The sequence below is a fragment of the Microvenator marinus genome, from assembly GCF_007993755.1.
Taxonomy (GTDB): Bacteria; Myxococcota_A; Bradymonadia; order Bradymonadales; family Bradymonadaceae; genus Allomicrovenator; species Allomicrovenator marinus.
Genome location: NZ_CP042467.1, coordinates 2,165,369 through 2,191,522 on the forward strand (window position 1 = coordinate 2,165,369; position 26,154 = coordinate 2,191,522).

Sequence of the window (26,154 nt, forward strand, 5' to 3'; positions counted from 1 at the left end):
GTGCGTATTAGCATCACTATGAATTCCAAAAAGAAAGTCGTCATCGCTGGGGGTCGCGGATTTATCGGGCAAGCCTTGATTGCAGCACTGGCCGACTCCTTCGAGATCATCGGCCTCTCAAGGCGAAGCCAGGAATCAGACGGTGGCGTGGAATGGCGCGCCTGCGACCTATTCTCGAGAGCACAGACTCAAGAGGCGCTCAAAGGGGCAGATATCGCGGTCTATCTAGTCCACTCCATGTTGCCGAGCGCGCGCCTTACACAAGGTGACTTTGAGGACATGGACCTTATCTGCGCCGACAATTTCGCACGTGGTGCGCTCGCAAATGGGGTTCAACACATTGTGTATTTGGGCGGTATCTTACCCAAAGGAACTGGCGTTTCGCGGCATCTAGAGAGCCGCCACGAGGTCGAGATTGCGCTCGCCGCTTATGGAACTCCAGTCACATCGCTGCGTGCCGGCTTGATTGTGGGTCCCAACGGCTCGTCAACGGCCATCGTGGTGCGACTGGTCAAAAAGCTCCCGGTCATGCTTTGTCCAGCATGGACGCGGATGAACACGCAGCCGATCGCGCTCCAAGACGTGGTTCATCTCTTGAAGTTCTGCCTCGAAAACCCCGAACAAACCAAGAACCAGGTCTTTGACATCGGTGGAAGGGAGCTCATGACCTACAAAGGCATGATGGCTGAAACAGCGCGAATCATGGGGGTCAAACGCCTGATGATGGATGTGCCCTTTGACTCCCCGCGAATTTCATCCGGCTGGGTTTCTACGTTCACCGAAGCCCCGTTGGAGCTCGTGGCACCACTCATCGAAAGCCTTCAACACAGCATGGTCGCGGAAGATAGCCGCTTATTGGAGATGGCTGGCCTCGAACCTACCCCGTTTGAAATCAGCATGCGCGAGGCCGTGGAGTTCGAGTTCCAGAAGTCCAAGAACCCAGTCGCGTTTGACAAGAAAGGCTCGCGAAATGCCGAGGAGAGTACGGTTCGCTCGGCGCAGAGGCTCCCTTTGCCTCAAGGCAAGCACGCAACGTGGGTGGCCGAAGAATACGCCCGCTGGCTCCCGGACTTTCTGGCTCCCTTAATGCGGGTCAAGGTTCAGGACCGAATGACCTGCTTCTACGTCAAAGGCATCACACGGCCACTCCTCGAACTCGAGCTCGCCGAGATCAGCGCCGAAGACCGTCAGGTGTTTTGGATTCGAGGAGGTCTGCTTGCTCATCCGAACCCCAAGGGGCGCCTCGAGTTCCGAGAAGTCTTGGGTGGGCGGGCTACTCTTGCCGCAATCCACGACTTCCGCCCGAAGCTCCCGTGGTACATCTACCGATATTCTCAGGCGCTCGCCCATCTCTTTGTGATGCATGGATTCTCTGAACATCTTTCGGAATCAACGTAGACCAACGGCTCAAAATCATTAAGGTTGGGGTGCATCTAATCCGGAAACACCTTTGATTTGCACAAATTCCCAAATGCTCAAGTTTGCGCCTTTGATGACGATCTTGCTCGCTGGCCAAGCCAAAGCGGCGGGCTTTGCTTTGGCCGAACAGGGTGCCGCTGCATCCGGCAACGCGAGCGCGCATACCGCGTCCAAGGACTCCCCGGATCTCGCCTACTTCAATCCTGCTCTGCTCGCGTTAAGTCCTGGTTTTCGAGCCCAGCTAGGCGCAAGTTTCCTATTTTCATCTTTAGAACACGACGGAGAGGCTCTTACCAAAACCGAGTCACCTCCGGGTACCCCACCGACCCTTAAGCTTAGCTATATCCATGATTTCGAGGCGTTTCGGGCGGGTATGAGCATCTATGCGGGTGTGCCCTTTGGTTCCGGCGTGACTTGGCCCAACACGTGGCCTGGGCGTTTTGAAATCACCTCCATTCAACTTCGGGTTTGGGAGCTCAACCTCAATCCGGTTGTCCAGACCCGCGTCGCAGACGTGGAACTCAGCCTCGGAGGCGGGCCACGTCTTTTGGCAAGTACGGTCGGACTGACTCGGAAAATCGATGCCGTGGAAAATGAGGGCGAGGTGGAGCTGGCTGGGGAGGCGAGCGGTGTGGCGTGGCAGGCGAATGGCGCGGTGACATGGAAAGGGGTGACGCTCGGGGCTCATTATCGAAGCCCCAAGGACCTAAATTTTGAAGGCTCGGCTGATTTCCGAGACGTTCCGCCCGAGCTCTCAGGGCGCGCTCAAGACCAAAATGTGTCCACCATGCTCGGCCTTCCTTCTCGCCTTGCGATTGGTGTGTCGTGGCGGCATCAAAACCACGAGTTCATGCTGGATGTTGAGAGATTCGGATGGTCTTCATTTGAGACTTTTGGAATCAACTTTGAGAATCCGGATACTCCCGACGTGTTGGAGCCAAGGCTGTGGCAGGATACCTGGTCCTTCCGTGGCGGCTATCATTTGCGGCTTCTCGAAGAACGTCTCAGCACTCGTGCTGGCTTTGCGTGGGACCCATCTCCTGCGCCTGCGGCGACCCTGAGCCCTACTCTGCCGGACGCCGATCGCGTCTCCGGGACCTTGGGAGCTGGCTGGAAATTTGGTTCGGGAGTCTCAACGGATATCGCTTTTGGTGCCACCCTCTTGCTCGAGCGAGAACCGACCAATCCGAACGCCATTCCAGGCAAGATTAGAGGCTCGATACCTTTTGTAGCCGTGGGCGTGTCGTACGAGCTCTAGGATCAACCTACTAGACGTTTTGTGCACATTCAGTGTTCGTTTTGAGCCTACTCACTCCAGTTCAGCGAGTCGCGATAGAGGAATTGCAAAGCATTTAGGGTGATTAGGGCGCGGCACGCTCCTTGAAATGACAACGTTCCAATCGTTTGAACGGAGTCAATATGCGACGATCACCTTTCCCTTCTGCCTCGACCTTGCTCAGCGCAAGTCTTTTCACAACCTTCATCTTGGCCGTCTTTGGAATTCTGAAATGGCTTCAAATCCCCACGGGCGAATGGATGGATTGGCTCTTTGGTGTGGCGGGCTTTTGGTGGCTACTTGGGGTGACCACCATCCCCTGGCGAATTCACTTCAGCGCCGAAGATGTATTGCGAAACCACAAACTCTCGACCGAACGCGGGCTCGAGCCCAAGAAATCTGACTATGTTGCAGCGCAAAAAATATCATCCAAGGCCCGCTCGATTGCCATCGGGCTACACCTCTTTAGCGCGGTGGGATTTGCGGCTCTGGCGTATTTTGGATTCACACCGCTAGGCTGGTTCGCAAGTGTTGCCGCCATTCTGCTCACATTCGTTCAACCACTCGCCCGCCTCTATGCTCATATCGCCGACACACTCAGTGATATGCGACACGACGCACGCTTTCCGCGCGACGACGTTCAAACGCTCAAGGAAGACCTCTTGGTGATAGAGGCCACGGTCGAACCCCTCAATCGCCTCGACCCCACGTCCTGGATCAATGATTTAGACAACCGTTTGGACCGAATCGAAACCCAACTCTCCGAGCTCGACAACGCCGTGATCGCCTCAAAAAGAGAGTCTGAGAAGGCTTACAAACGACTGCATGAAGACACGGAATTTGTAGGAAACGTGCGCGACCTGATTCGATTCTTTAAGCAAGCCTAGTGGAGGATTTGGTCGTGCTCAGCCGCCCTCGCTAGCCCCAGTCGAATGGCCCGTTCAAAGCGTGGGTCGTCCATCACAGGCTTCATATAATCGTCCTCGACGGCCATCTGCGCGTATCTCCGTGAAAGGGCCACGGCCTCCTCCAGGTCTGCGAACACAGTGCTTTCCAAAAGCCCCTTTTTTCCAAGTTCGCACGCACGATTGAAGTAGGCTGTAGAAATCGGGGAGTCACCAAAAGACTCCATGCCAGCCGAATGGTAGAGATCGATTGCACGGGTGTAGGACTCGATGGCCTCGTCTGGCCGGTCCTGAAACGTATGACAGAGGCCTAGGTGCAAATGAGGCAAGTAGAAGTCAGGCTCGTCCTTGAACCAAAGCTCTACGAGTCTCTCCAACCTCGGCCAATCACCACTTAGCTCATGGGCTAGAGCCGAGAAAACTCTACCCAGAGTCGGCGGGCCAAACATCGCGTAATCGTACCATTCGTAGGCAAACTCATCGAAAGAGCCCGGCTGTAAAACCCAGTCCTCTACAGCATCGAGCCACTGATTCCACGTCTCAAATGCCGCCTCCTCGTCCCCGGCTCTCCAAAGCAACTCGCCCTTAAACGGCAACAAAACCACCGAGTCCGGCTCGAGCTCAATAACGGGCTCAAAGGAGTCCCTCAACCCGTAGAGCTTGAAGACGAAGAGCCAGCGCGCACGCCAATCGGGATCGTGTTCAAAGAGCGACTCCAAGGACTGAGCCTCGTAGAGCCCGGTGCGAAGCAAGGAGAGTGCAACATTTCGGGCAGCCTGAGTCACGTCTTGGCCTTCCAGCGCGAGCGCACGCTCCTTCTCTAGGAAGGCAATCATCTCGGGTTTTTCCTCAACGAAAGCGTCCTCGTAGGTATTGGCGAGCGTGTACTCCATGGCAAACCAAGCTGCCCAATGGTCTTCGAGTTGCCCAAAGGCCTCGGCCTGAATCTTTCGTGCCTCCAGAAGATATTCGTTTTCCAAGAGCGCGGCCTGCGCACTCTCGAGCGCGAAGGCCCAGTCGCCACGCGCCATGCCGTCGTGAGCGCGCCCGAGGAGGACATCGATGTTCCGTGTCGGGTGGTAGAATGGCTGCTTTCTGTCCTGAATTTGGCGGAAGACCTGAGTGGCCAAATTTCCGAACACAGGGTCCTCTTGAAGCGTTTCAACGTCTTCCTCAACTCCAGGCACGAAGTAGAGCAGTGATGCGGCTTTGAGCGCGGCCACCTTGATTTGTGTTTCTTCGGAGTTGAGCGCCCTTGACCAATGCGCGTAGAGCGGGCCTGTGTAGATGTCTTGAGTACGCAAAGACCAGCCCAAGAGGCTGAAACGCGAAAGCTCTCTGGGAAGTTCGCGGTCCTCCACAAAATCCATCTGTTTGACCACCTCCTCGAATGAGTAGACGCCAAGCAGGACCTTGAGCGCCTCGGTGTCCTCGTCCTCTTCCGTGAACGTGATAATCGCCCCGCCAAAGGTTGGAACAGACCGGTAAATCACCGAAATATCACCTTTGTACCAGACACGTTCGAAGTCTTCGTGGTTACTCACCGGATAGGTGTATCCGCGCATGAAACCCACGGTGAAACAGGCGCTTTCTACGTCGTGTTGGGTCTTCGATTGGGGCAATAGATACTTCATATATTCCCCGCCAGGAATCGCTCGGAAAGTCTTGCCCGCAGCTCCGGACTAGGCTCTCGCTCCCAGGCCTCGTAGAGAAAAACGTCGAGCATGGACTCAAACGCCACCTCGTAGATCATCTGACGCGCCTCTTGAGAAGCTGAGCTCACTACGCCGGTGAGATACCTCTCGAAATCCGCTCGGTCGTCGTAGAGCGTACGCAGAATCATGATGCCTTCGTTCAGATGCAAGACGGGGTCGAGCTCCATCCACTCTTGGATAGCTCCCAGATTCATGGATCTAAAGCCGATGAGCACCGCCAAAATATCCACGGGAAGATCGAGCGGGAGCTGGGTCTTCGTCGCTCGATTCAAGGCGTCGATGTGCGTGGAATTGACGGGCGCGTAGTTCACTTCAAACACAACATCGGGCGCATGCAGCTCTACCGAAATCACGCTTCCAGAAATCGCGCTTCGAAACGAGCATTTCTCTATGCGCCCCGGCCGCATGGCCCAGTACTCTCGCATGGCCGAGCTCCGCTCAAGCTCAGTCCATTCGCGCGTATTTTCTGGCCATGGGTCCCAATCAAACTCCGAGCCCCAACGGTGGGTGCTCAGCGCCGGATTCGCCGCCAGATCATCGACGATTTGGTCGACGGTCATGTTCATTCGGTCGGTACGACCTATATAAAATCGAGCCTTGTTTGGGAGTTCGTTGATGTACGGTTTGGTGGGTACCCAGGCCTGAATGGCCTTGTCGATGCCGGCTTGGGTGGGCTCCACCGGAATCCACAAGATGGCCGGTATCTCTAGGATCGGCGCAAACCAGATCACGCCTGGAAACACGGGATCAAACCACCACGAGCCCAACCGATCATGAGTCGAATCAAAGACTGCGACTTCCCCGGTGAACGCCAGTGGAGTAGACCGTGAGACCCGTTCTTTGCACATCGAAAGATGGTCGTCGTAGAGCGGGATGAACTGATAGGGAGAGCCCAACGCATGGAGTGCCTCGCCGCGCTCATGTTGGCTATCTTCCTCGCTCATCCACTTAAACCAGGTGTTGTCTTGCGTCAGCTCGTACACCTGGTTGACGGCTGTTTCGCCCAGCCAGTGTCCCATGCGGCCCCCAATGCCCTAAAAGGCGAGTCGATTGGTCCAGTAGGTGTGCCCAGCCGTGGGTGCTTGCGCGGTGCGAACCATCCAGGCTTCGAGCTCTTTGTAGTAGTCGTCACTCATGGAGAAATCATGCGTGAAACACGCCGTCGTCGCATCGTAAATGGCGCGTCCAAGTTCATCGGAGGCGTCTACACCGGCGCGTGCGTTGTAGATCTCTTGAGCTTTTCGAGGCTCTTGTTTGACCAAATCTACCGCACGTCTCAACACTTTAACGAGCGACCTGTACGACTCTTCGTCGGACTCCAAAAGTTGGCTCGACGTGATGAGGATCAGTTGGCAGAAGTCTGGCACGCCCCAATCTTTGAGCGCGAAGAAGTCAGCCGCAAATCCGCGATGACGCGCCTCGATCACTTCAAAGTTGTAGAATACCAGCGTGGCAGCGTCAGCCTTGTCTTCGGCCAACGCATTGGTGTGATAAAAGCTGTTGTTCACCGGAACGATGACCTCGCCAGACACGCTACCGCCGTCGGCCTCGATCATGGTCTGAGCTATTGCCCTACCACCGGGGCCCGGCGCTCCTGGGTATTGAAGTCTCTTGCCGAGCAAATCCCTCGGCCGTTCAATTCCCTTACCCTTGAAGTACATCACGCCCCCGTTGGTATGAAGGAAGCGCGCAAACCCAACTTGGTCTTGGCCTTCGGCCACATCGTGAACCAGATGCAGAGGCTCGGTAATCGCAGCCTCGATCTCACCTCGAGCCATCATCTCTGCGGCATCCAAGTGTTCGTGTGGCTCGATCAGTTCAAGGTCGAGTCCAACCTCTTTGAACCAACCGAGTTCTTGACCCACCAAAAATGGGACGTGGTCTGGATTTAGGAACCATTCAAGAGCAAGTCGAAACGGTTTCATGCCTTCTCCTCAACAAGGGACTTCAACTTCGACAGTCCCTGCTCATAATCCTTTCCAATCCATCCGTCCATCATGAGCCCCATCCATCGGCCAATCGGTGAATTGCCCATATCCACTTTTAATCCCCAGAGCACCTTCGACCCACCCTCTACATGAGTGATTTCGAACCAAGCGACCGCATCCGATTGCCCCTCAAACTGAAGATTGGTCTCCACAAATTCGGGGGGACGAACCTCGGTGATTGTCTGTTTTCCGTTGCCCACATCGGGCTTATCACTTTTCCAGGTCATCGATGCGCCAGGCTGGCCGGGCGCACCCTCAAAGACATATTTTGCAGCCGGGTCACGATCGGCCCAGGGCGACCACTTTTGCGAGAGTTCGAATTGCGCCACATGCGGATACACCGCTTCGGGTGGCGCGGTGATCTGAATCTCTCGTGTGACTTCAACTTCACGTGGTTGCGTATAGGCTAAAGCCGCAACCAGAATCACAACCGCAACAATCGCACCTAGAATTTTCTTAACCATTGATCCATCTCCCTTTTTTTGGCTTTCACCGTCATTCTTCAAACGTACACTGAAATAGATTGCCGTCTGCAGGGGAAAGGCCAAACCCAAACTCGGGCCCACTCGTAAATGTGATTACGCCCGGCAGAGGTAGCGAATCACTCTCATCTCGGCATTGCAACAAGTCTGTGACTTCGCCCTCATAGCGCCAAACTTCGCCGTTTTCGCAGGTCACCGTGTAGTCAGAATCGGTAAACTCCGCGCGAACGGTTCCAAAGCGCGTATCGAGTTGAAACGCGTTTTCGGTGTCTTGAACGCGGGCACATACATCCCCCGTGATGATCTCAAAATCCCAGTCTTCTTTGTCGATGATCGTATCGGCGACTAGACTCTGGCTGAACGCTATTTCCACGCTGCCCACCACGCAAAGATCTGTCTGGGCCATAGTGCCTTTGGTGACGCCTTCCATACACGCGTAGACCTCGCGCACGGCACGCTGCCAACAGAAATTGGGGTCAGCCAATACCTCGCAGCTCAGCTCGCACACTGCTTGGCCGCATTCCAAAAGGGGGGCGATGTTATTCAGACCGGTTCCCGTATCGGGTGTTCCCAGATCACCTTCGGGCTCAACGTAGGGCGTAGACGACTTTTTTTCGTCGCTACCGCACGAAGAAGCAATCGCCCCGGCAACGAGGAGTAGTGCGAATGTACTGACTTTATGAAGGCGCATTTTGGTCCGTGATATTGGGTTTCTTGGTCACTCGCCCTAATAGTGCGTGACTCGTCAAACATCTGGCGCTATACTCCCATTTAGCTCGATAAATCAATGCTTTCGGAGAGGACCGTGACAAAAGGCCGAATCTTTGTTGCCCTGCTCTTTGCGGCGTTCACTGGCTGTGACGGTGAACTCGCGATCAATGCAGATGGACCAAGTATAACTCCCCCAGGGACCCAAAACCCGGGTCAGAACAACAACACGCCCGGGTCCAACAACCCAAATCTGGGGAGCGAACTCACGGAATCACACCTGCGACGACTGACCCCCGTCCAGTTCGAAAACACGGTCCGACACGCGCTTGGTGATGTCTTTGAAGCCGAAGATCTTCCTAGCTTTGGAGACGATATTCCGACGATCGGACTCAACAATAATCCGTCTATCTTGCGCATCAACACCGTCAATATCGACAGTCTTTATGCCTCGATGCAACGCCTGGCCCAGGCTGCCGTTCAAGGCACGCCGGTGGTCAGCGAATGTGTGGAAGCTTCGAATGATACCTGTTTTGCCGAGGTCGTAGACGAAATCGGCCCCAAGCTATGGCGCCGGCCGCTTCAATCCGAAGAACGCGACGACCTCTTGAATACGCGGGCGGAGCTGGCAAATGTGGCTAGCCGAGCCGAACAAGCTGAGTTCCTCATTCACGCGCTACTCGCCTCACCAAATACCCTCTTTCGCACAGAGCTAGGTGAGGTGGATGGAGAGGCGCGAGTGCTGACGCAATTCGAGCTCGCGAGCGCGCTCTCTTACACGTTGTGGAACGCCCCGCCCGACCAGGAACTTTGGGAACTTGCGGCCAACAACCAACTCGGTGATTCCGAGATTTTACGCGCTCAAACGACTCGCATGCTCGAGGACCCAAGGGTCGCAGACGCGCTCGCTGAGTTCTTCGTGGACTATCTCAAGCTCGAAGCGATTTTCACCAAGACTAAAGAGGCCTCGCTCGGCCTAACCCCCGAAGCCAGAGAAGCGCTGGTTGAAGGCGTAAGACGCGACCTTAGACAAATTTTCTCTCAGCCAAACGCGACGCTGCTCGACCCCTTCTCGGTCAACAATTTCCACGTCAACGAGTACGGCGCTACCTTCTTTGGAGTACCTGTAACGCAGGGCGGAGAATACGAAGTCGTGGCCATGGATCCCTCCGAAAGACGAGGAATTCTCTCACACCCCGCATTCCTGAGCGTTCACTCAGGCGAAGGGGATACGGGCATTGTCAAACGTGGTGTGTTCACGCTTGAGCAACTGCTCTGCATTCACCTCGGAGCGCCGCCCGCAGACATCTCAGAGTCCGAAGACGTACCCGAAGACTTCGACGACGCGACCGCCACATCACGCGAGGTGCTGACGGTCAGGCACAGCTCTCAACCCGAGTGCGTCTCATGTCACCGAATCATCGACCCAGCCGGCTTCGGCTATGAAAACTGGGACGGTGTCGGTCGCTACCGCGAAGTCGAGAAGGGCAACGTCGTCATCGACGCAAGCGGAGAGCTCGCCATGGGCCAAGAGGTCCTCACGTATACCAATAGCGTCACATTCCTTGAGAGCTTGACGGGCTCCGAGGCGCTCCGGTCCTGTATCGCTGACAACTTCTTCACCTACGCACTGGGTGACGCACCAAAACTCTCCGAGCGAGAAGCGCTCTACCAAGCCTTTGCAGAAGCTGACGGAGATATCCATGCGGTGCTCGAAGCACTTGTCCTTAGCCCTAGCTTTAGCGCGCGCAAACTGGAGGAAGCACAATGAGTATTTCAAGACGAACATTCCTCAAAGGTGTGGGCGCGAGCGGCCTTGCAGCAAGTCTTTTCGGGTCAAAAGTAGCCATGGGACAAACGGCCGAAGCACCACTACGAGTGCTCCTTGTTGGCCTTCAGCACGGTTGGGGGCGCGACTTCGACTTCGGGCGAGAATTCACAGGCTCTGAGTTCGACTTCACGATCCCGCAGCCCCTTCAAGGCCTAGAGGCCATCAAAGACCAATGTGTTTTCATCGATGGAGCTCGCGGAACACTCTGGGGTAATGCCCACGATGTCTCGTATTCCGACATGTTCACGGCCTCGGTGTGTTGGGACGAGCACGGCTCTGACCAACTTGGTGCGCATTTCCCTGAGCCCATGGGACCGTCACTCGACCACGTCATCGCTCAACACCACTCAGCCCAGGTGCTGCGCGTAAGCGCAAACTATCGCTCTTGGGGCCGCCAAACGCATCCTCTTTGCTTCGACGATAACGCGCGGGTTCTGGACCAGTTTTTCAGACCTCAAGACGCGTATGACGCCATCATTGGACCTATTCGCGAAGCCGCGGCACCGCCACAACCCGGGCGAGCCGCACTTCGTGAAAAGCTCTTTGAACACATGCAACGCGACACAGATCGCATGATGGCTCAGGTCTCAGGCACCGAGCGCGCAAAAATTGAGTCGTACCGCCAGGCATTCACGGACCTTGGCCAACGACTTATGCAGCGCACGACGGTCGAACTCACCGAAGACCAGATTCCCGAGCGTCCAGAGCAGAGCCCGGCCTTCAGCATGATGGTTGACCACTATCTGGATATGATTCGCCTCGTATTCCAAGCCGATACCCACAGAGTTGCGGTGCTCGGCCTGGGCGAAGGCGTGGACGGATGGCAGTGGCGAGACGCGAACGGAAATATCCAAAGCGGCAACCCATGGAGCACTGATTTCCATCATAACGTGGCGCATCACGGCACAGGCCACGAAGATCAGGAACGCGCGCGACTCGCCTACGAAGGCTGGGTCGAGTGGTACGTCGAGAAGATCGTCGGCTTTGCGCAGATGCTCGATCTCACGCCAGATGTGGATGGCGGAACACTTCTAGACAACACGATCATCGTCCTTACCGGTGAGGTAGGTACGGGGCAGCACGACACGCGCAACAAGATCCACGTGCTCATCGGAGGTGGAGACCGCCTCGCCCGTGGCCGATGGGTTAACGCGCCGCTGGTGGACCCGAGAAACCGCAGTGGCGTCTTCATCGGTGGCCAAACGCGGACCGGCAACGACGTGGAATCGGGCCTAAACTACGGCCGCCACCTGAGCATCTGGCACACCGCCGACGTGCTCGCCGAGGTCGGCAGACTCGCCGGCGTTCCTCTGGACGACGGGTTTGGGCTCCCGGCCAACAATCGGGCACCGATGCCGCTCACCTTGCGAACATGACTCTAACGAACTGGTTATGAACTTCACTTCCGGCTAGAGTAGTTGAGTGATGTCGCCAGGTTTGAATTCATGACAGAAGAACCACCACCAACCGATAATCCTTCCGCCGTAGACGCCGCAGGTGTTGACCTGACGTTAATCGCTTGGTTCCAAACTCTGACTCCAACCGAGCGCCTCAAGACTCTCCAAAACTACCTTGAGTCAATAGAAAAGCTTCGACGTGCCAATGAGAACCGCTGACTTTTTAGGCATACTCGAAGTATTGGCGGATCGAGATGTCGACTTCATCGTTGTGGGGGCGTTATCAGCCGTGATTCAGGGTGCACCTGTGACCACGTTTGACTTAGATATCGTACACTCTCGCACTCCTGATAATCTTGACCGTTTGCTCGGCGCACTGGAGTCGTTGAACGCCTACTACCGTGGACATGGTGAACGACGACAGGTGCCCAGTATCAGCCACCTCGCCTCAGAAGGACACCAACTGCTGAGTACCGACTTGGGCCCGCTGGATGTCCTTGGAACCATTGAAGGTGGCCTTGACTATCAAGACCTTCTGCCGTTTAGCAAGAATCTCAATCTCGACGGGAGGACATTCACAGTCCTCAAAATCTCCAAGTACTTAGCCTTCAAAGAAGACTCTCAACTGGAAAAGGATCGAGCACGGCTACCCATCCTCAGAGCCTGCGTCGCTCAGAATCCCGAGGAATAACAATTTCGACGAAAGCAGTGAATGGAGTGTGTTAGCCGCAATCGAAAATGAAAATCATTATCATTTTCATTTACAATCCGAGAGAAGGGAGTTAGAGAGAGCCTGTCTTGAGAGCAGGAGTGCTCATGAAACGAGCTCCAATCCTAGTATTTTTCATCTTGACGGTGCTGGCGCCATCAGCCCAAGCACAGGAAAAAGAAAAAGCGCAAGTAGTTGAGGACCCCGAACTAGAATTCTCAGGCTATGGAGAACTTAGTTTTGGATGGTTAAACTACGGCGAAGACCAAACTCGGGAGGGCGGTGCTTGGAGGGATTCTCGACTCGTTTTTGATTCCACTCGCTTCGTTCTCAAAGCCGAGATGGAGTTGCCCGCAGATTTCGAGTTTGAAGCGGAGATCGAGTTTGAGCATGGCGGCACCGGATCGGCACTTGAATTGGAGTACGAAGAGTTTGGCGAGTACGAGCAAGAGATCGAAAAAGGTGGCGAAGTTATCCTGGAAGAATTCTATCTGAGCCGGACTTTCTCAGATTTGGTCCGTGTCCGCGTTGGTAGGTTCTATACCGCCGTCGGTCTACTATCCTACCACTATCGGCCGGGTGACCTCATAGCATCGGGGCGACCCGAGTCCGAAACCACCATTCTACCTGCGGTTTGGGATGAGATGGGTGCCGATGTTCGGCTCAAGTGGAACTGGCTGGAAGCCACCGCTCAAGTCATCAACGGACTTGACTCCACGGGTTTTAGTTCGCAGGGTTGGGTCAGTACCGGCCACCAGACTAGGTTTGAGTTCATCCGCGCTCGCGGCCTTGCCGGTGTGCTACGCCTCGACTTCGTGCCAATTGATGGTCTCAAGGCGGGCGTATCCGCCTACTACGGAGACACGGCCAAGAACCGCCCTAAACCTGACCTTGCCAAAGATTGCAACGACCCAGAGGAAGCTCGAGTCGCCCCATGTGGCTACGTGTCGGCTGGCCTCTTGATCCTTGACGCGCACTTCAGTCTTGAGCTCGGCCCCGCCCGCGCAAAGGGGCTCCTACTCTGGGGAAATCTTGAAAATGCGGATGTAATCTCGGCCCGTAATCGAAATCTAAGCAACTTCCTTAACGTACTTCGCTCCGAAGTCGCGGAACAGGCGATCCTTGCGTGGGGCGAGCTAGGGGTTGACCTCTTGCATGGGTTCGACACCAAGTGGCGATTAGAGCCGCATCTCAGATTCGAATATTACGACACCATGTTTCGGGTGGCCGAAGGGGTGTTTGACCCACCTAGGTTCGAGCGCTACGTCGCCAGTGCTGGTGTCGGAGCAGACTACGACAACTCGGTCATGGCTCGCCTGACCACACGATATCGCTGGTTTGGCGACTCAAGCTTAAGGGACCAGACCGAGGTATTTCTTACAACAGGCTTTCACTACTAATTTTGAAGGAGAACACAGTGAAACATCTACTATTAGGATTTGGAATTTCTTTGGTCGCGATCTCTTGCTCGGAGGATGATTCAGGCGTTGTCGACAACTCCTTCGACGATCCCACCATCGTTCAAGGATATGCGGAAAACGTCATCGTTCCTAAGTACGAAATGCTCGACAGCAATGCTGCAGCCCTTGTTTCAGCCGTCGAAGCACTTGTGGCTGACCCAACCGATACCAATCTGAGCGCTGCCCAGGACGCTTGGCGGGCAACCCGCACACCGTGGGAGCAGAGCGAATCTTCGCTCTTTGGCCCCGTAGATTCTAACGGATATGACCCCGCACTCGATTCGTGGCCGGTCAACCTCACGGATATCAACGGCGTGCTTGCAAGCAACCAAGAGCTCAATCAGACCTTCTTTGATTCACTCTCACCAGAGAGCAAGGGATTCCACACCATTGAATTCTTCCTATTCGGTGAGAATGGTGATGCCGATGCGGAGTTTACCGAACGCGAAGCTCAATACCTGAGTGCCGCTACGGCTGACCTAAAAGTCAACACCTCCGCATTGCTCGGCAGTTGGACCGAAGGCGATTCAGCCTACAAGACCGTGTTCACAAGCGCAGGAGAAGAAGGCAACACGGTATATCCATCGAGGGCCGCCGCTGCTCAGGAGATTGCCTCAGGAATCGTGGTGATTCTTGACGAAGTCGCAAATGGAAAGATCGCAGACCCGTTTGACGAGCGTGATGTGACCCTCGTTGAAAGCCCTTTTAGCGCAAATTCTTTAGCTGACTTCAGAAACAACATCGCTGGTGCGAAAGAGGCCTATCTTGGCGACTTTTCGACGGGCTCAAAATCCGGTGTAGGACTAGCTGACTGGGTTCAAGAGCAAGATGCCGAACTAAACACCAGAGTGTTGGCGGAGTTCGACGCAGCAATTGCAGCGATTGATGCGATCCCCGCCCCCTTCAAAGACGCCATCTTGAATGACAATGGTCGTGCAAAAATCCAGGAGGCAGTAGATGCCATCAACACCGTTCGTGTCAGTTTTGAAAGCGATATCAATCCGCTCATTTCTGGTAACTAGTCTCGTAGGTATCACCGCCTGCTCAGGGGAGGACTTTCGAATAGAGCTTCCTCCTGCCGGTGGTGACACGACAATTTGGGAGCCCACCTCGTACGCATTCATGATGCCCGCGCCGGGTCTGAGTGAAGACGAAGACCTTTTGCACCGAAAAGGCGACCGTGCTTTCGAAGAGAAGTTTGTGAGTGCCCCTTCAGTCATCAATCCGGGGCTTGGGCCCACGTACAACAACACCAGCTGCAACGGCTGCCACCTCCGTAACGGGCGCGGAGTTCCGGTCGCCGGGCACCCTTCGCTTCGGTCTCATTTGCTGGCTCGTGTGTCTACCCTCGACGGTCAGCCAGTTCCAGGACTGGGTTCACAGGTGCAGGATTTCGCAATCCTCGGCACTGAGGCCGAGGCTCAGGTAGACGTAACGTGGGTAGAGGTTCCCGGCTCTTACCCTGATGGGACACAATATTCGCTAAGGAGGCCTGAAGTTCGAATACTCAAAGATGGAGTGGAGGTCAGAGACATCGTCGTCTCGCTTCGTCAACCTCCACCGGTATTCGGTCTTGGTCTCTTGGAAGCACTTAGTGAAGAAGAGATCCGGCGCAACGAAGACCCGGATGACCGAGACGGAGATGGTATTTCTGGACGAGTGAACCAAGTCCAAGACCTCGCGTCAGGGCAACTTTCGCTGGGGAGATTTGGCTGGAAAGCAAACCAACCGAATCTCGTGCAACAGAGTGCTGAGGCGTACCGCAATGATATGGGAGTGGGAGCTCCAGGCTTCCCAGATGAATTGGGAAATGTCGAAATCAGCGAGGAGACACTTCTTGCAGCGGCGTTTTACGCTGAGTCCTTGGCCGTACCAGCACGTCGCGACTATCCTGAGGCGGGTTTCGAACTTTTCCGTGAGGCGCAGTGCAATGCATGTCACTTGACCTCAATGACGACCGGGGCCTCTGATAGAGAGTTCCTAGCCTTTCAAGAATTCGCTCCTTTTACCGACATGCTGCTCCATGACATGGGAGAGGGGCTGGCCGACTACCGCGCCGACGGACTAGCAGACGGCTACGAATGGCGCACCACCCCTCTCTGGGGGATTGGCTTGACGCAGACCGTGGTTCCAGACACGGCTTTTCTGCACGACGGACGAGCACGCACCATAGAAGAGGCCATTCTATGGCATGGCGGGGAAGCCGAGACTTCGCGGGATCGCTTCAAGACCATGGACGCCGAAGAACGAGAGCTTCTCCTGAGCTTCGTTTCAGCACTCTGACTCAAAAAGAATCCCTTGCTCCCTCCGTCTCTCTAATGCGATGAGAGCTTAGAGGAGGATTTCATGGCGGAACATCACGTGGTCATCATTGGAGCGGGGTTTGCGGGCTTGAGCGCTGCTAAGAGCTTGAAGAGTGCTCCGGTGAAAGTGACGATCATAGACAAACAGAATCATCACCTCTTCCAGCCATTGCTTTATCAGGTTGCAACAGCTGCGTTGAGTGCACCCGATATCGCCGCCCCAATCCGAAAGGTCTTGCGCAAACAGAAGAACGCCACCGTATTGCTGGCTGACGTTGAGGACATCGACCGCGAGACCAAATGCGTCAAGCACTCAAAGGGCTCGATCGCCTATGACACGCTGATCGTCGCAGCAGGCGCGGCCAACTCGTACTTTGGGCATGACGAATGGCGGAAGTTCGCACCGGGCCTCAAAGAGCTCTCAGACGCGTTCGAAATTCGAGAAAGAGTGCTCAAAGCCTATGAAAACGCCGAGCTCGTGACCGACGAGAACGAACGGACCGAGTATCTGACGTTTGTGGTAATCGGCGGAGGACCAACCGGCGTTGAGATGGCCGGAGCACTCAAGGAAATCGCCACGCGTACCATGCGCTCGAACTTTCGGAATTTCGATCCCAAGTCGGCTCGAGTCGTACTCATCGAAGGCTCGGACCGTGTCCTCGGCGCCTTCCCTGCCGAACTCTCAAAGTCGGCGCAGAAACAGCTCGAAGACCTAGGCGTTGAGGTGGTTCTAAACACCATGGTCAAAGACATTGACGCCACGAGCGTGACGACTTCCGATGGACATCTCATCAAGGCAAAGACCGTGGTCTGGGCCGCTGGAGTTGGAGGAGCGCCGCTCGCGAAGAAGCTCGGTGTAGAGTTGGACCGCTCGGGACGAGTCCCGGTGAGGCCGGACTTCAGTTTGGAGGAGGCCCCGGAGATCTTTGTTATCGGAGATCTGGCCAAAGCGACGAGCAAAGACGGCGAAGAAGTTCCGGCACTAGCGCCGGCTGCGACTCAAGCAGGCGCGCACGTCGCCGAGCAAATCGTTCGGCGCCTTGAAGGCAAAGAGCCCGAAGCTTTTCAGTATTTAGATAAAGGCATGATGGCGACAATCGGACGCTCGCGGGCCGTGGCGCTCTCCGGCCCCTTGAAGCTCAGTGGTTGGCTCGCCTGGATGGCCTGGCTCTTCATCCACCTCATCTTCCTGGTGGACTTCAGGAATCGCATGGCGGTGCTCTTCGAATGGGCGTGGGCGTACGTGACGTTCCAGAGGAGCGCCAGGATCATTGTGCAATCCGATTCAAAATCAGCCGTAAAAACTTAGATCCATCTCGAGGGGGCCACGTTTCACCACGTATCAACAACTTCAAGGAGTTATCGTGAAACGCCCAATCTGCCTCGCACTCGCCCTTCTCTTCTCGCATAGCGCATTTGCCGATCCTTCGGTGCAGCTCGCCTCCGTAGAACCACCGAACGAGACCAAGCTCACCGATCTCGCTCAAAACAAACTGCTCTACACCACCTACTTCTACACCGCGGGAGAAGCCATCGTTCACGGCTACGAAAAGGACACGGACGTAAGGATCGTGTCTCTCGCTGAAAACCGCACCATTTGGGAGGGAAGGGTCGGTGAAGGACAATCGCATAACGTTCCAACGGGCCAAGGTGTCTTCGCCTTCTTGGCCGACAAAAAGGCGTCCATCCTAGTTGGCACACCGTCTTCATGCACCGCGGTCGGCTATTACGTCCGAGATATCAACGGAAGCTTCACCGCGAAACGCTTCCTCACCGAGTTGCCATCGAGCGTCTTCGGAGCGGACAACCAACTGATTGTCTGGGCCTGGCAAGACACCGAAGTCACTATCAGTAACCTTTCCGCCGACAAAGAGATCAAACGCGCCAAGGTTAAAGCGGGCGAGAGATTGGTGCTCAACAACACGGACCTTGGGGCCCTGAACAGCCATATGCTCGATATTCAGTCGACTGGCGCGGTCTCCGTTCAAGTCTACTACGACCAGGGGTTTCACGTTCCTTCGATGGACGGACGTGTATCTGGCAAGATTTTCAGAACCTATGTCGGCTTGACCACGGAAGGCCACAACGACCTCAACCTGATTAACTACGGCCGAGACACCAAAGTACGTGTGAAGAATATCGATACCGGCGAGAAGATCTGGGAAGGCAAACTCGCCTCGCAAGGGGTCAAGAATCTGAGGTTGAGCGGCGTGTATGTTCATATCGAGTCTGACGATGAAATCTCGGCGCTCGTGGCACCCTACAATTTCCAAGGATACGCACAACATCACTTTTCCGGTGGCCATGAAGGAACCGGAATCGAAACCAATTTCATCACCACCACTAGCGAACAACTCTGGGTCTTCTCGTATTTTGACCAAAATCCGGTCCAGATTCTCTCTATGGATGACAAGGTTCTCTGGTCCGGCAATCTGAACGCGGGGCATGCCCAAGGCTATCACCCGGGCGCCGGAACCTACAAAATCAAGAGTCGCGAGGGCGTGTCTGTGATGGGCGGTTCAGCGGCTTGTGGGGCTGAGTACTCACCCGCTGGCGGGCTCTTTAGAATCGACGAGGAACTCTTTCAAGTCGCAGCGCAGATTGTCCAAGCACGGAAATCGGCGGCAAAGGCTGAGGGACGTGAAATCTCCGAAGACGAACTCAACGCGCCTTTAAGCTCGTCCGAGCTAGAGAGGGCGGCGGAAGAAGTCGAGAAAAAGACGGGAAACAAGATGTCGCCGGCAGCCATCGACTCACGTATGAAGTCTATCCAGACTCACTAGATTCAGCTCAAACTCTACGCCTCAGCTCAATAACGGCGTCATCCAAACCCTCCAAAGTCAGCGGGAACATCTTGAAGATATTCGCAATCACCCTGACCGTATAATAGCTAGCCCAATAGCGGGGCTCGTCGGGGTTTAACCAAACAGTCCTCGGAATTTTTTCCGCAATTCGCTTGAGCCAGATGATGCCAGGGTCCAAGTCCCCGCCTTGGCGCGAGAAGTAGTAGTCAATTGCCCCATTCGAATCCATGAGCTCGTAAGGCGCCATCGCGGCATCGCCAACGATGATGCAGCGCCAGGTGCTGTCTACCTTCTTGAGGACTTCGGAGGTCTTGATCGCTTCACGACGTGCGATATCGGTATAAAGCGTGCCGTAGGGGCAATTATGAAAATAGTAGCTCTCGAAATGCTTAAAATGAGACGCCTGATGCGCGGCTGAAAACAACAACGACGTGAGCTGCGAATAAGGTGTCATTGAACCGCCCACATCCATGAGAAGCAGGAGTTTGACCTCATTCTTTCTAGGTACGGTGAAAACGAGCTCGATTTCGCCAAAGTTTCGCGCTGTTTCGTCGATAGTTTCGTCCAGATCCAGCTCTTCTTCGCGCCCGTCTTTTGTCAGAATACGCAGGCGCTTTAGCGCCGTACCGAACTGCCGCACGTCTAGAACAAGGTCGTTTCGAAGGTTCTTAAAGCGTCGCTCGGTGGCCACCTGAACAGCTGAGCGATTGCCACCTTTGACGCCCACACGAATCCCTGCCGGATTGTAGCCCGAATGACCAAACGGACTTGTTCCGCCCGTACCTACCCACCTATTGCCGCCGTCGTGACGCTCGTCTTGCTCTTTGAGACGCTCTTCAAATCTTCTCCGAAGCTCATCTAAATCCAAATGCTCCAAGAGCGCCCGTTCTTCTTCGGTCAAGCCACGAAACGCAATCGGGTCCTCAAGCCAGTCGAGAAGTTCCTGATGGATATCCGCATCGAGAGCAGCCCAATCCACCGTGGCATCTTCGAAGAACTCGGCGAATGCGAGGTCCCATCGGTCATAGAGCTCGGGCTTCTTGACCAGAATACTCCGCGCAACCCCGTAGAAATGACTTAGGGAGTCTTCGGCGAGCCCGCCCTCAAGGGCCTCAAGTAAGGTCAAGAACTCTTGAAGCGAGACCGGAATCCCCCGTTCGCGCAGATGATAGAAGAACTCGACAAACACTCAGACCCGCTTCTGAATCGCCTTCAGGTCAGCCTCTTTCTTGAGGAGGACGCCCAAGAAAGGGAAGGAGTTTCGCACCATGTCTTGGCTCAAGCCCGCGCGTTGCAGGGCAGAGAGCCAATCTACCAACTCACTGGTAGACGGCTTCTTTCGGACGTCCGGCTGTTCTCGCAACCAATAGAACTTGAGGAGCACCTGGGCCAAGAGTTCGTCTTCGATCTTGGGGAAGTGCACGTCGACGATTTGGCGCATCAGCTCCTGTGACGGGAACTCGATATAATGGAACACACAGCGCCTTAAGAAAGCGTCAGGCAGCTCTTTCTCGGCGTTTGAGGTGATGATAACCACGGGCCGGTGTTTGGCCTCGATCGTCTCATTGGTCTCACGCACGTAAAAGCTCATCTCGTCTATTTCGCGAAGCAAATCGTTCGGGAACTCAAGGTCTGCCTTGTCGACCTCGTCAATCAGGAGGACCACACGCTCCGGGCTCGCGAACGCTTCGCCGAGCGGCCCCAACTTAATGTAGCGCCCGATATCGCTGACATCTCCGTCACCAAAACGACTGTCGTTCAGGCGTTGCACGGTGTCGTAGACGTAGAGGCCTTCCTGAGCTTTTGTGGTTGATTTGATATGCCACTTCAAGAGCGGCATTTTCAGGGCATCGGCTACGGCTCTAGCCAAAAGGGTCTTTCCAGTGCCCGGCTCACCACGAATCAGGAGCGGACGCTTTAGGGCCACAGACACGTTGACGGCATCGCGAAGCTCAGGGCTTGCGATGTAGGACTCGGTCCCATCGAATAGATTGAAGCTCATTAGAAATCCGTAAAACTCAAGGATCGACGCAAGACTGGTTCTGGCACTCTTGCGGAAACGGGCAATCCGCCGAATCCAAACACTCAACGCCGCGTTGGCATGTCCCTGCGATACAGAGCTCACCCACTCGGCAGTCAGCATTTAAGACGCACGACGAAGGCTGAGGATTCTCGCAGAATCCGAAATTGCACTCTTCGCCGGCCGGACAATCCGTGTCACGGCTGCAAACCGGTGCAGGGATGCTGAAGCATGCTCCTGCATAACACGATTGACCGGGAGGGCAGCTGGCATCGCTCGTACAACCACCGGCGTTGAGGCAGCGAGCGTTCACACAGGTGCTCGGTGCCGGGCATTCGGAGTCGTTCTGGCAATACGGGCCCGGAATACAGCGGCCAGCCTGGCAATCAAATCCGTTTCGGCACTCCGCATCACTCTGACACACAAAGGGCTGGCAGTAGCCGAAATCACAACGTTGGTCCGCCGGACATTCGGCGTCTTGAGTACATTCAGCAGCCACGAGACAAACATTGTTTCGGCACTCGGTGGTAGGCGGGCAGTTTGCATCCGACTGACAGCCGGTTACTCGCTGACACTGGTCTCCGATACACGAGAAGCCGTTCGGACAATCGAATGTTGAGGAGCACGACACGGGTACAATGCAGGTTCCCGAGAAGATATCGCATTCTTCGCCCATGTTGCAGTCGGCATCTTGGCGACATTGCGGAGCTGTTTGACAAAGGCCGAAGAGGCATTCCTCACCGGGGTCGCAATCGGCGACGGACGTGCACTGTTGCGGGCCAGCGGGCTCACACACGCCATTGACGCAAGATTCATTTGCTGCGCAATCAGCATCAGATTGACACCCAAGCTGGACACATTGACCGTTGACGCACGCGCCATTTGGACAGTCGGCATCTACCTGACATTGATTCGGGTCGGGTTGACACTGACCGTTAATGCAAGGTCTTCCGTCTGGGCAGTCTAAATCGCTCATACACTGTGGTGGCGCCGGGAAACAGACGTCGTTGATGCAAGACTCGCCAGGGTCGCAATCAGAGTCCGTGGAGCATTCACCGACGAACTGACACTGGTAGTTAAGGCAGCGCTCACCCTGTCCACAATCCGAGTTCACGCGGCACTCGGGGGTAAACGGCAAACAGAATCCGAACTCACAAATCTGGTCGTTTGGACAATCGACGTCGGTGGAACAATTACCTGGTGGCAGTGGCACACACGCCCCTGCAATACACTGGAGGAAGCCTCCACAATCTGCATTGCTCTGGCAACCGTTTGGAACCATGCAAGTATTGTTCTGGCAGACCATGCCTGGAAGTGGGCAGTCCGAGTTGCTCTGACAGACAAGTGGTGGCGTGCAGCGTCCGGCAGCGCACATCCATGCGGGCGGACACTCTGCCGAGGTCATGCATGCGGTTGGAACGCAGTTATTGAGGTCACACCGCTCGCCTGGGCCACAGTCTTGGTCCAAAGAACACTCGGGTGCGGGTTGGCAGAAGAAGCCGTTACAAACCGCACCCACCGGACAATCCGAGTCCACTGTGCATTGTCTGAAGTCCACACAGCGGTCATTCAGGCACGTGAACCCTGGCTGGCAATCTGAGGAGTCCGCGCACTCTACTGCGGGCTGGCATTGCCTCGAAATCGGCTCACACTCTTGGTTTGCCGGACAATCCGAGTCACGGCTACAACCATTCTGAGGCGCACAGAAGTTGTTGACGCAGACCTCTCCGGCGCCACAATCCGCGTCGTTGACGCAATTGCCAGTGAAGACGCACTGACCGTCCACACAGACCTCGCCACCCGAGCAATCACCATTAACCTGGCATTGTGGTGGCGGGGTGGTGCAGATGCCGTTGACGCATCGTTGTGATGGTGGGCAATTGATATCGCTCAGGCATTGCGAAGGCGGCTCGCAGCGGTCGTTCACGCAGCTCCAACCCTCGGGGCACAAGTCGTCCTGACATTGGAAGTTCGCCTCGCAACGGAATTGAACACAGGTTTCGTTTGGCGCACACTCAGAGTCTGAGCGGCAATCACCCACGAAATAACAAGCGCCGTTGAGGCAGATTTCAGCAGGCCCACAATCGAGGTCCACCTGACATCCGCCATCGGGAACACACGCGCCGTTGGCGCAACGCTCTCCAGGCAAACAATCGGAGTTTACCTGACACTCAGGATTGTCCACGCAGATTCCCTGAACGCACGAGGAGTTTGGCGGGCAGTCGATGTCTGAGAAGCAGTCGGGCATGCGAGGTGTACACATTCCGTTCAAGCAGAATTGGTCGGCCGGGCATTGATTGTCGGTCATGCACATTGGGGCGGGGATACAAGCGTTGTTCACGCACTGCTCAAATGGGCCGCAATCCTGGTCGGTTTCGCAACCTTCGAACACACATTGGTTGTCGTCACAGCGACCACCCGGGCCACAATCCGTGTCTTGGATACACTCCAGAATTTCGCATTCAAAGTCTACACAACGGCCGCGTGGGCCACACTCGGCGTCCACCACACACTCGCCCGCAAACTCACACACACCTGCGTCTGTGCAGATGAAACCTTCTGGGCAAGGTCTGCCGTCTGCGCATTCGGTTGGAACTGGGAAGCACTGACCGTTTTCGCACGCGAAACCTTCGGGGCACTGGTCGTCGGACATGCATTGGTTCTGAGGGATACAGGCGTTTGCAATGCAGCTAAATCCGGCTGGGCAATCGATGTCCTCGCGGCATTCCACATCGGGCTGGCAGACGTTCTCAACGCAGATCAGGCGAGGGTCGAGACAGTCTGCGTCCTCGGTACACTGAACCGGAACACATTGACCGTCCACACATAGTGCGGTCCCCGGGCAATCGGCATTCTCCTCACACACCGCTTCAACGCACTCACACCCATCACACGTTCCGCTCGGACACTCAGAGTCCTCGGAACACTCGCAGTTGTTGAAGCAAACACCGTCAATACACGCCTCATTCTCCGGGCAATCCAGGTCTTCTTCACACTCTGGCGTACAGACTCCCTCGATGCAGCTCGTGTTTGGCGGACATTCAGCATCATCCTCACATTCCGGACGCTCCACGCACTCACCGTCCTGGCAAACTTCGCCCACGTTGCAGTCGGAGTTGGATTCACAGACCTCGGGGACTTCCCCGTCGGTGCAGATCCCGTCTTCGCAAGTCTGCCCAGGGTCGCAGTCCGTCTCGTCAAAACAAAGGTCCGGAACCGAGCAGAAGTTCGATACGCATTGCGAGCCCTCGCCGCATTCTGCGTCTGAAGAACATCTATCGACGAGCGCCAACTTGCCACAACTCAAGGTTGTAGCGAGCGCAAACAAAACGAGTGATAACCAACTAAATTTCAAGGACTTCAAAGGTGCCTCCGCCGCGCCTAATTCGGGAGTCGAGCCATACCTCTCCACGCTAGCATAAGTCTTTGCAGACTTCGAGAACTTCGCTCGACTTGATGCATTCGTGTATCTACGCCAAAGTTCGGGCATGGAACTCTCTCAGCTTCAAACATTTTTGGTGATTGCGCGCGAAGGCCAAATGACACGGGCAGCGAGCGTCCTGCACCTGACGCAACCTGCTCTAAGTGCGCAACTTTCCAAGCTCGAAGAAGAACTGGGAGGCCCACTTTTTGACCGCACACCTCGTGGCATGACGCTCACGCACGCGGGAGAGGTCTTCAAGCCCTTTGCGGAAGAAGCTCTCGGGCGCCTCAAAGACGGTGAACGGGCGCTGCGAGAACTTCGGGGTTTGGAGGCTGGAAATCTAGCCGTCGGGGGTGGTGCTACAGCCACAACCTATCTACTTCCCCCCGTCTTGGCGCAGTTTCACGAGGCGCACCCTGGTTTGCAGCTCTTCGTCAGAGAACAGGCGAGTAGCGGGGTTATCGACGCGGTGATTTCCGGGGAATTGGACCTTGGAATCGTCACACTCGGGAGCGGAGAGCGGCCACCAGAGCCACTGACCATGGCGCGTTGGGTCGAGGACGAGCTCGTCTTGGTGGTGCCGCCCGGACACTCGTTCGAGGGGCGCGAGACCTATGAATGGAAGGATCTGAACAACCTGCCCTTGGTACTCTTTGAAGCCGGCTCGGCCGTGCGAATGCTCATCGACACCCGGCTTCAGGCAGAGGGCACCCGGCCCGAAATCGTCATGGAATTGCGGTCCATTGAGACCATCAAGCAAATGGTGGCTCAGGGGATTGGCGCCGGGTTTGTATCGAGATTTGCATTGAGTGAGACCACCAAGGGAATCCGCGCCAAACGAGACGCTATCAAGCGAGAGCTCGCGATAGTCTGGCGCGTGGACAGAAGCCTAAATCCAGCGGCGGCTGCGTTTATTCAGGTACTGACGGCTTGACCGAAAACGCATGAGATTTATGGGTTTTTCGCGTTGAAACCGTACCGTGCGGTCCGTCGACCTCCGGCACATGACACGTACTGCACGCCGTCTGAGGAGATTCCTTTGAAGCCTTGCAATGTGGCACCTGGTGCGGACTTCCCAACTCTGAGTGACAGGCGAGACAGAGAGTCTTTCCGTCTTTGATTTCGGGGAGCGCATCGCCTGTGTTGTGAACCGGTGACGCATTAGGAATCACGTCACGCCCACTCCTGAACTTTCCGGGTTCAGCCCATTTGATGGCCTCGGAGCCAACCTTGCCTGACTCAAGGTGCACCGCTTCCACATTATGGCAAGCCGCACACGAGACTCCCTGCGTCGCGATGTATGAGTCGGGCTCGTCGGGCGCCCGAGGCGCATGACACGTCGAACACTCGGTGATCGCTTTTGGGTTCTCTTGCGAGATTTCCGCGAGCTTCGTTTGATAGACGGCATTCTTCGAGTGGTGCGATCGGCTGTGGACCGATTGACTCCATTCCTTAAAAACGGCGCCATGACACGGCGCGCACTGAACCGGATCGTCTGTATCAACAAGGACTTCCTTGTCTTGAACTTGCGCGGCTCTCAGAGGCTTAGGGGCATGGGCCTCCTCTTTTTTGCACCCACAAACAACCAGGAAACTAAGAAAGAGAAACAAGACACGAGCACCACAGACATCAATCATTTTTATACCACCAATAGCTTTAATCAATTTTCATTATCGAAAGCCGTGATTACACTCACTATCGGTACAATAACCA

The 26,154-nt window shown here is 55.5% G+C and carries 22 protein-coding genes; 13 read left to right on the forward strand and 9 right to left on the reverse strand.

The genetic code is table 11. The features are described 5' to 3' along the window. Positions 1-18: 18 nt before the first annotated feature. The 3 genes from FRD01_RS09060 to FRD01_RS09070 all read left to right on the forward strand — a co-directional run bounded on the left by FRD01_RS09060 (position 19) and on the right by FRD01_RS09070 (position 3,582). Entirely contained in the window at positions 19-1,398 is a 1,380-nt protein-coding gene (locus tag FRD01_RS09060) for an NAD-dependent epimerase/dehydratase family protein (protein WP_146959070.1), read from the forward strand. Between the two features lie 94 nt (positions 1,399-1,492). Beyond that, positions 1,493-2,677 (forward strand): OmpP1/FadL family transporter, encoded by a 1,185-nt coding sequence (locus tag FRD01_RS09065; RefSeq protein ID WP_249756131.1) that lies wholly within the window; start codon positions 1,493-1,495, stop codon positions 2,675-2,677. Positions 2,678-2,838: 161 nt separating this feature from the next. Beyond that, positions 2,839-3,582 (forward strand): hypothetical protein, encoded by a 744-nt coding sequence (locus tag FRD01_RS09070; protein ID WP_146959072.1) that lies wholly within the window; start codon positions 2,839-2,841, stop codon positions 3,580-3,582. Here the strand turns inward: FRD01_RS09070 and FRD01_RS09075 are convergent. The 5 genes from FRD01_RS09075 to FRD01_RS09095 are packed head-to-tail and all read right to left on the reverse strand — an operon-like array spanning position 3,579 to position 8,476. Beyond that, positions 3,579-5,234 (reverse strand): tetratricopeptide repeat protein, encoded by a 1,656-nt coding sequence (locus FRD01_RS09075; RefSeq protein ID WP_146959073.1) that lies wholly within the window; start codon positions 5,232-5,234, stop codon positions 3,579-3,581. The two genes, FRD01_RS09070 and FRD01_RS09075, sit on opposite strands and share 4 nt — an antisense overlap. Then, positions 5,231-6,334: a hypothetical protein gene (locus tag FRD01_RS09080; RefSeq protein ID WP_146959074.1), complete on the reverse strand. Its 1,104-nt coding sequence runs from the start codon at positions 6,332-6,334 to the stop codon at positions 5,231-5,233. Before FRD01_RS09080 ends, FRD01_RS09075 begins: the two co-directional genes overlap by 4 nt. A 15-nt stretch (positions 6,335-6,349) precedes the next feature. Next, complete coding sequence (locus FRD01_RS09085) at positions 6,350-7,240, reverse strand: ABC transporter substrate-binding protein (RefSeq protein ID WP_146959075.1); 891 nt, start codon at positions 7,238-7,240, stop codon at positions 6,350-6,352. After that, the gene (locus FRD01_RS09090; RefSeq protein WP_146959076.1) at positions 7,237-7,767 is read right to left on the reverse strand and encodes an SRPBCC family protein; all 531 of its coding nucleotides are present in this window, start codon (positions 7,765-7,767) and stop codon (positions 7,237-7,239) included. Before FRD01_RS09090 ends, FRD01_RS09085 begins: the two co-directional genes overlap by 4 nt. A 31-nt stretch (positions 7,768-7,798) precedes the next feature. Then, the gene (locus FRD01_RS09095) at positions 7,799-8,476 is read right to left on the reverse strand and encodes a hypothetical protein (protein ID WP_146959077.1); all 678 of its coding nucleotides are present in this window, start codon (positions 8,474-8,476) and stop codon (positions 7,799-7,801) included. A gap of 114 nt (positions 8,477-8,590) precedes the next feature. Between FRD01_RS09095 and FRD01_RS09100 the strand changes: the two genes are divergently transcribed. The 9 genes from FRD01_RS09100 to FRD01_RS09135 all read left to right on the forward strand — a co-directional run bounded on the left by FRD01_RS09100 (position 8,591) and on the right by FRD01_RS09135 (position 18,976). Then, on the forward strand, positions 8,591-10,264 hold the full coding sequence (locus FRD01_RS09100) for a DUF1588 domain-containing protein (protein ID WP_249756132.1): 1,674 nt from the start codon (positions 8,591-8,593) through the stop codon (positions 10,262-10,264). Then, positions 10,261-11,700: a DUF1552 domain-containing protein gene (locus FRD01_RS09105; RefSeq protein ID WP_146963903.1), complete on the forward strand. Its 1,440-nt coding sequence runs from the start codon at positions 10,261-10,263 to the stop codon at positions 11,698-11,700. The genes FRD01_RS09100 and FRD01_RS09105 overlap by 4 nt, the downstream gene beginning before the upstream one ends. 69 nt (positions 11,701-11,769) lie before the next feature. Beyond that, on the forward strand, positions 11,770-11,940 hold the full coding sequence (locus FRD01_RS24270; RefSeq protein WP_249756133.1) for a hypothetical protein: 171 nt from the start codon (positions 11,770-11,772) through the stop codon (positions 11,938-11,940). After that, entirely contained in the window at positions 11,927-12,412 is a 486-nt protein-coding gene (locus tag FRD01_RS09110; protein ID WP_146959079.1) for a nucleotidyltransferase family protein, read from the forward strand. The genes FRD01_RS24270 and FRD01_RS09110 overlap by 14 nt, the downstream gene beginning before the upstream one ends. Before the next feature lie 125 nt (positions 12,413-12,537). After that, complete coding sequence (locus tag FRD01_RS09115) at positions 12,538-13,830, forward strand: porin (RefSeq protein WP_146959080.1); 1,293 nt, start codon at positions 12,538-12,540, stop codon at positions 13,828-13,830. Positions 13,831-13,847: 17 nt separating this feature from the next. Continuing rightward, positions 13,848-14,912, forward strand: coding sequence for an imelysin family protein (locus tag FRD01_RS09120; RefSeq protein WP_146959081.1), 1,065 nt, complete (start codon positions 13,848-13,850; stop codon positions 14,910-14,912). Next, positions 14,848-16,173 (forward strand): di-heme oxidoreductase family protein, encoded by a 1,326-nt coding sequence (locus FRD01_RS09125; protein WP_146959082.1) that lies wholly within the window; start codon positions 14,848-14,850, stop codon positions 16,171-16,173. Before FRD01_RS09120 ends, FRD01_RS09125 begins: the two co-directional genes overlap by 65 nt. Positions 16,174-16,236: 63 nt before the next feature. Beyond that, on the forward strand, positions 16,237-17,502 hold the full coding sequence (locus FRD01_RS09130; RefSeq protein ID WP_146959083.1) for an NAD(P)/FAD-dependent oxidoreductase: 1,266 nt from the start codon (positions 16,237-16,239) through the stop codon (positions 17,500-17,502). 55 nt (positions 17,503-17,557) lie between these two features. Then, positions 17,558-18,976 (forward strand): hypothetical protein, encoded by a 1,419-nt coding sequence (locus FRD01_RS09135; protein ID WP_146959084.1) that lies wholly within the window; start codon positions 17,558-17,560, stop codon positions 18,974-18,976. Positions 18,977-18,983: 7 nt separating this feature from the next. Here FRD01_RS09135 and FRD01_RS09140 read toward each other — a convergent pair whose 3' ends face one another. Genes FRD01_RS09140 through FRD01_RS09150 form a run of 3 tightly spaced genes read right to left on the reverse strand, consistent with a single transcriptional unit; the run spans position 18,984 to position 24,381 of the window. After that, complete coding sequence (locus FRD01_RS09140) at positions 18,984-20,186, reverse strand: vWA domain-containing protein (protein WP_146959085.1); 1,203 nt, start codon at positions 20,184-20,186, stop codon at positions 18,984-18,986. Beyond that, positions 20,187-20,999: an AAA family ATPase gene (locus FRD01_RS09145; RefSeq protein ID WP_146959086.1), complete on the reverse strand. Its 813-nt coding sequence runs from the start codon at positions 20,997-20,999 to the stop codon at positions 20,187-20,189. A 16-nt stretch (positions 21,000-21,015) separates the two neighbouring features. Next, positions 21,016-24,381: a DUF7107 domain-containing protein gene (locus tag FRD01_RS09150; protein ID WP_249756134.1), complete on the reverse strand. Its 3,366-nt coding sequence runs from the start codon at positions 24,379-24,381 to the stop codon at positions 21,016-21,018. Between the two features lie 100 nt (positions 24,382-24,481). Here FRD01_RS09150 and FRD01_RS09155 point away from each other — a divergent pair, with 100 nt between their 5' ends. Next, positions 24,482-25,375, forward strand: coding sequence for a LysR family transcriptional regulator (locus FRD01_RS09155; RefSeq protein WP_249756135.1), 894 nt, complete (start codon positions 24,482-24,484; stop codon positions 25,373-25,375). Here FRD01_RS09155 and FRD01_RS09160 read toward each other — a convergent pair. Further along, positions 25,353-26,078: a multiheme c-type cytochrome gene (locus FRD01_RS09160; RefSeq protein ID WP_146959089.1), complete on the reverse strand. Its 726-nt coding sequence runs from the start codon at positions 26,076-26,078 to the stop codon at positions 25,353-25,355. The genes FRD01_RS09155 and FRD01_RS09160 overlap by 23 nt on opposite strands. Positions 26,079-26,154 lie beyond the last annotated feature (76 nt).

What these genes read in the sequence shown, in the direction of transcription:
- FRD01_RS09060 (WP_146959070.1), top strand. Translation starts at nt 19, where the DNA reads ATGAATTCCAAAAAGAAAGTCGTCATCGCTGGGGGTCGCGGATTTATC.
- FRD01_RS09065 (WP_249756131.1), top strand. Translation starts at nt 1,493, where the DNA reads ATGACGATCTTGCTCGCTGGCCAAGCCAAAGCGGCGGGCTTTGCTTTG.
- FRD01_RS09070 (WP_146959072.1), top strand. Translation starts at nt 2,839, where the DNA reads ATGCGACGATCACCTTTCCCTTCTGCCTCGACCTTGCTCAGCGCAAGT.
- FRD01_RS09075 (WP_146959073.1), bottom strand. Translation starts at nt 5,234, where the DNA reads ATGAAGTATCTATTGCCCCAATCGAAGACCCAACACGACGTAGAAAGC.
- FRD01_RS09080 (WP_146959074.1), bottom strand. Translation starts at nt 6,334, where the DNA reads ATGGGACACTGGCTGGGCGAAACAGCCGTCAACCAGGTGTACGAGCTG.
- FRD01_RS09085 (WP_146959075.1), bottom strand. Translation starts at nt 7,240, where the DNA reads ATGAAACCGTTTCGACTTGCTCTTGAATGGTTCCTAAATCCAGACCAC.
- FRD01_RS09090 (WP_146959076.1), bottom strand. Translation starts at nt 7,767, where the DNA reads ATGGTTAAGAAAATTCTAGGTGCGATTGTTGCGGTTGTGATTCTGGTT.
- FRD01_RS09095 (WP_146959077.1), bottom strand. Translation starts at nt 8,476, where the DNA reads ATGCGCCTTCATAAAGTCAGTACATTCGCACTACTCCTCGTTGCCGGG.
- FRD01_RS09105 (WP_146963903.1), top strand. Translation starts at nt 10,261, where the DNA reads ATGAGTATTTCAAGACGAACATTCCTCAAAGGTGTGGGCGCGAGCGGC.
- FRD01_RS24270 (WP_249756133.1), top strand. Translation starts at nt 11,770, where the DNA reads ATGACAGAAGAACCACCACCAACCGATAATCCTTCCGCCGTAGACGCC.
- FRD01_RS09110 (WP_146959079.1), top strand. Translation starts at nt 11,927, where the DNA reads ATGAGAACCGCTGACTTTTTAGGCATACTCGAAGTATTGGCGGATCGA.
- FRD01_RS09115 (WP_146959080.1), top strand. Translation starts at nt 12,538, where the DNA reads ATGAAACGAGCTCCAATCCTAGTATTTTTCATCTTGACGGTGCTGGCG.
- FRD01_RS09125 (WP_146959082.1), top strand. Translation starts at nt 14,848, where the DNA reads ATGCCATCAACACCGTTCGTGTCAGTTTTGAAAGCGATATCAATCCGC.
- FRD01_RS09130 (WP_146959083.1), top strand. Translation starts at nt 16,237, where the DNA reads ATGGCGGAACATCACGTGGTCATCATTGGAGCGGGGTTTGCGGGCTTG.
- FRD01_RS09145 (WP_146959086.1), bottom strand. Translation starts at nt 20,999, where the DNA reads ATGAGCTTCAATCTATTCGATGGGACCGAGTCCTACATCGCAAGCCCT.
- FRD01_RS09160 (WP_146959089.1), bottom strand. Translation starts at nt 26,078, where the DNA reads ATGATTGATGTCTGTGGTGCTCGTGTCTTGTTTCTCTTTCTTAGTTTC.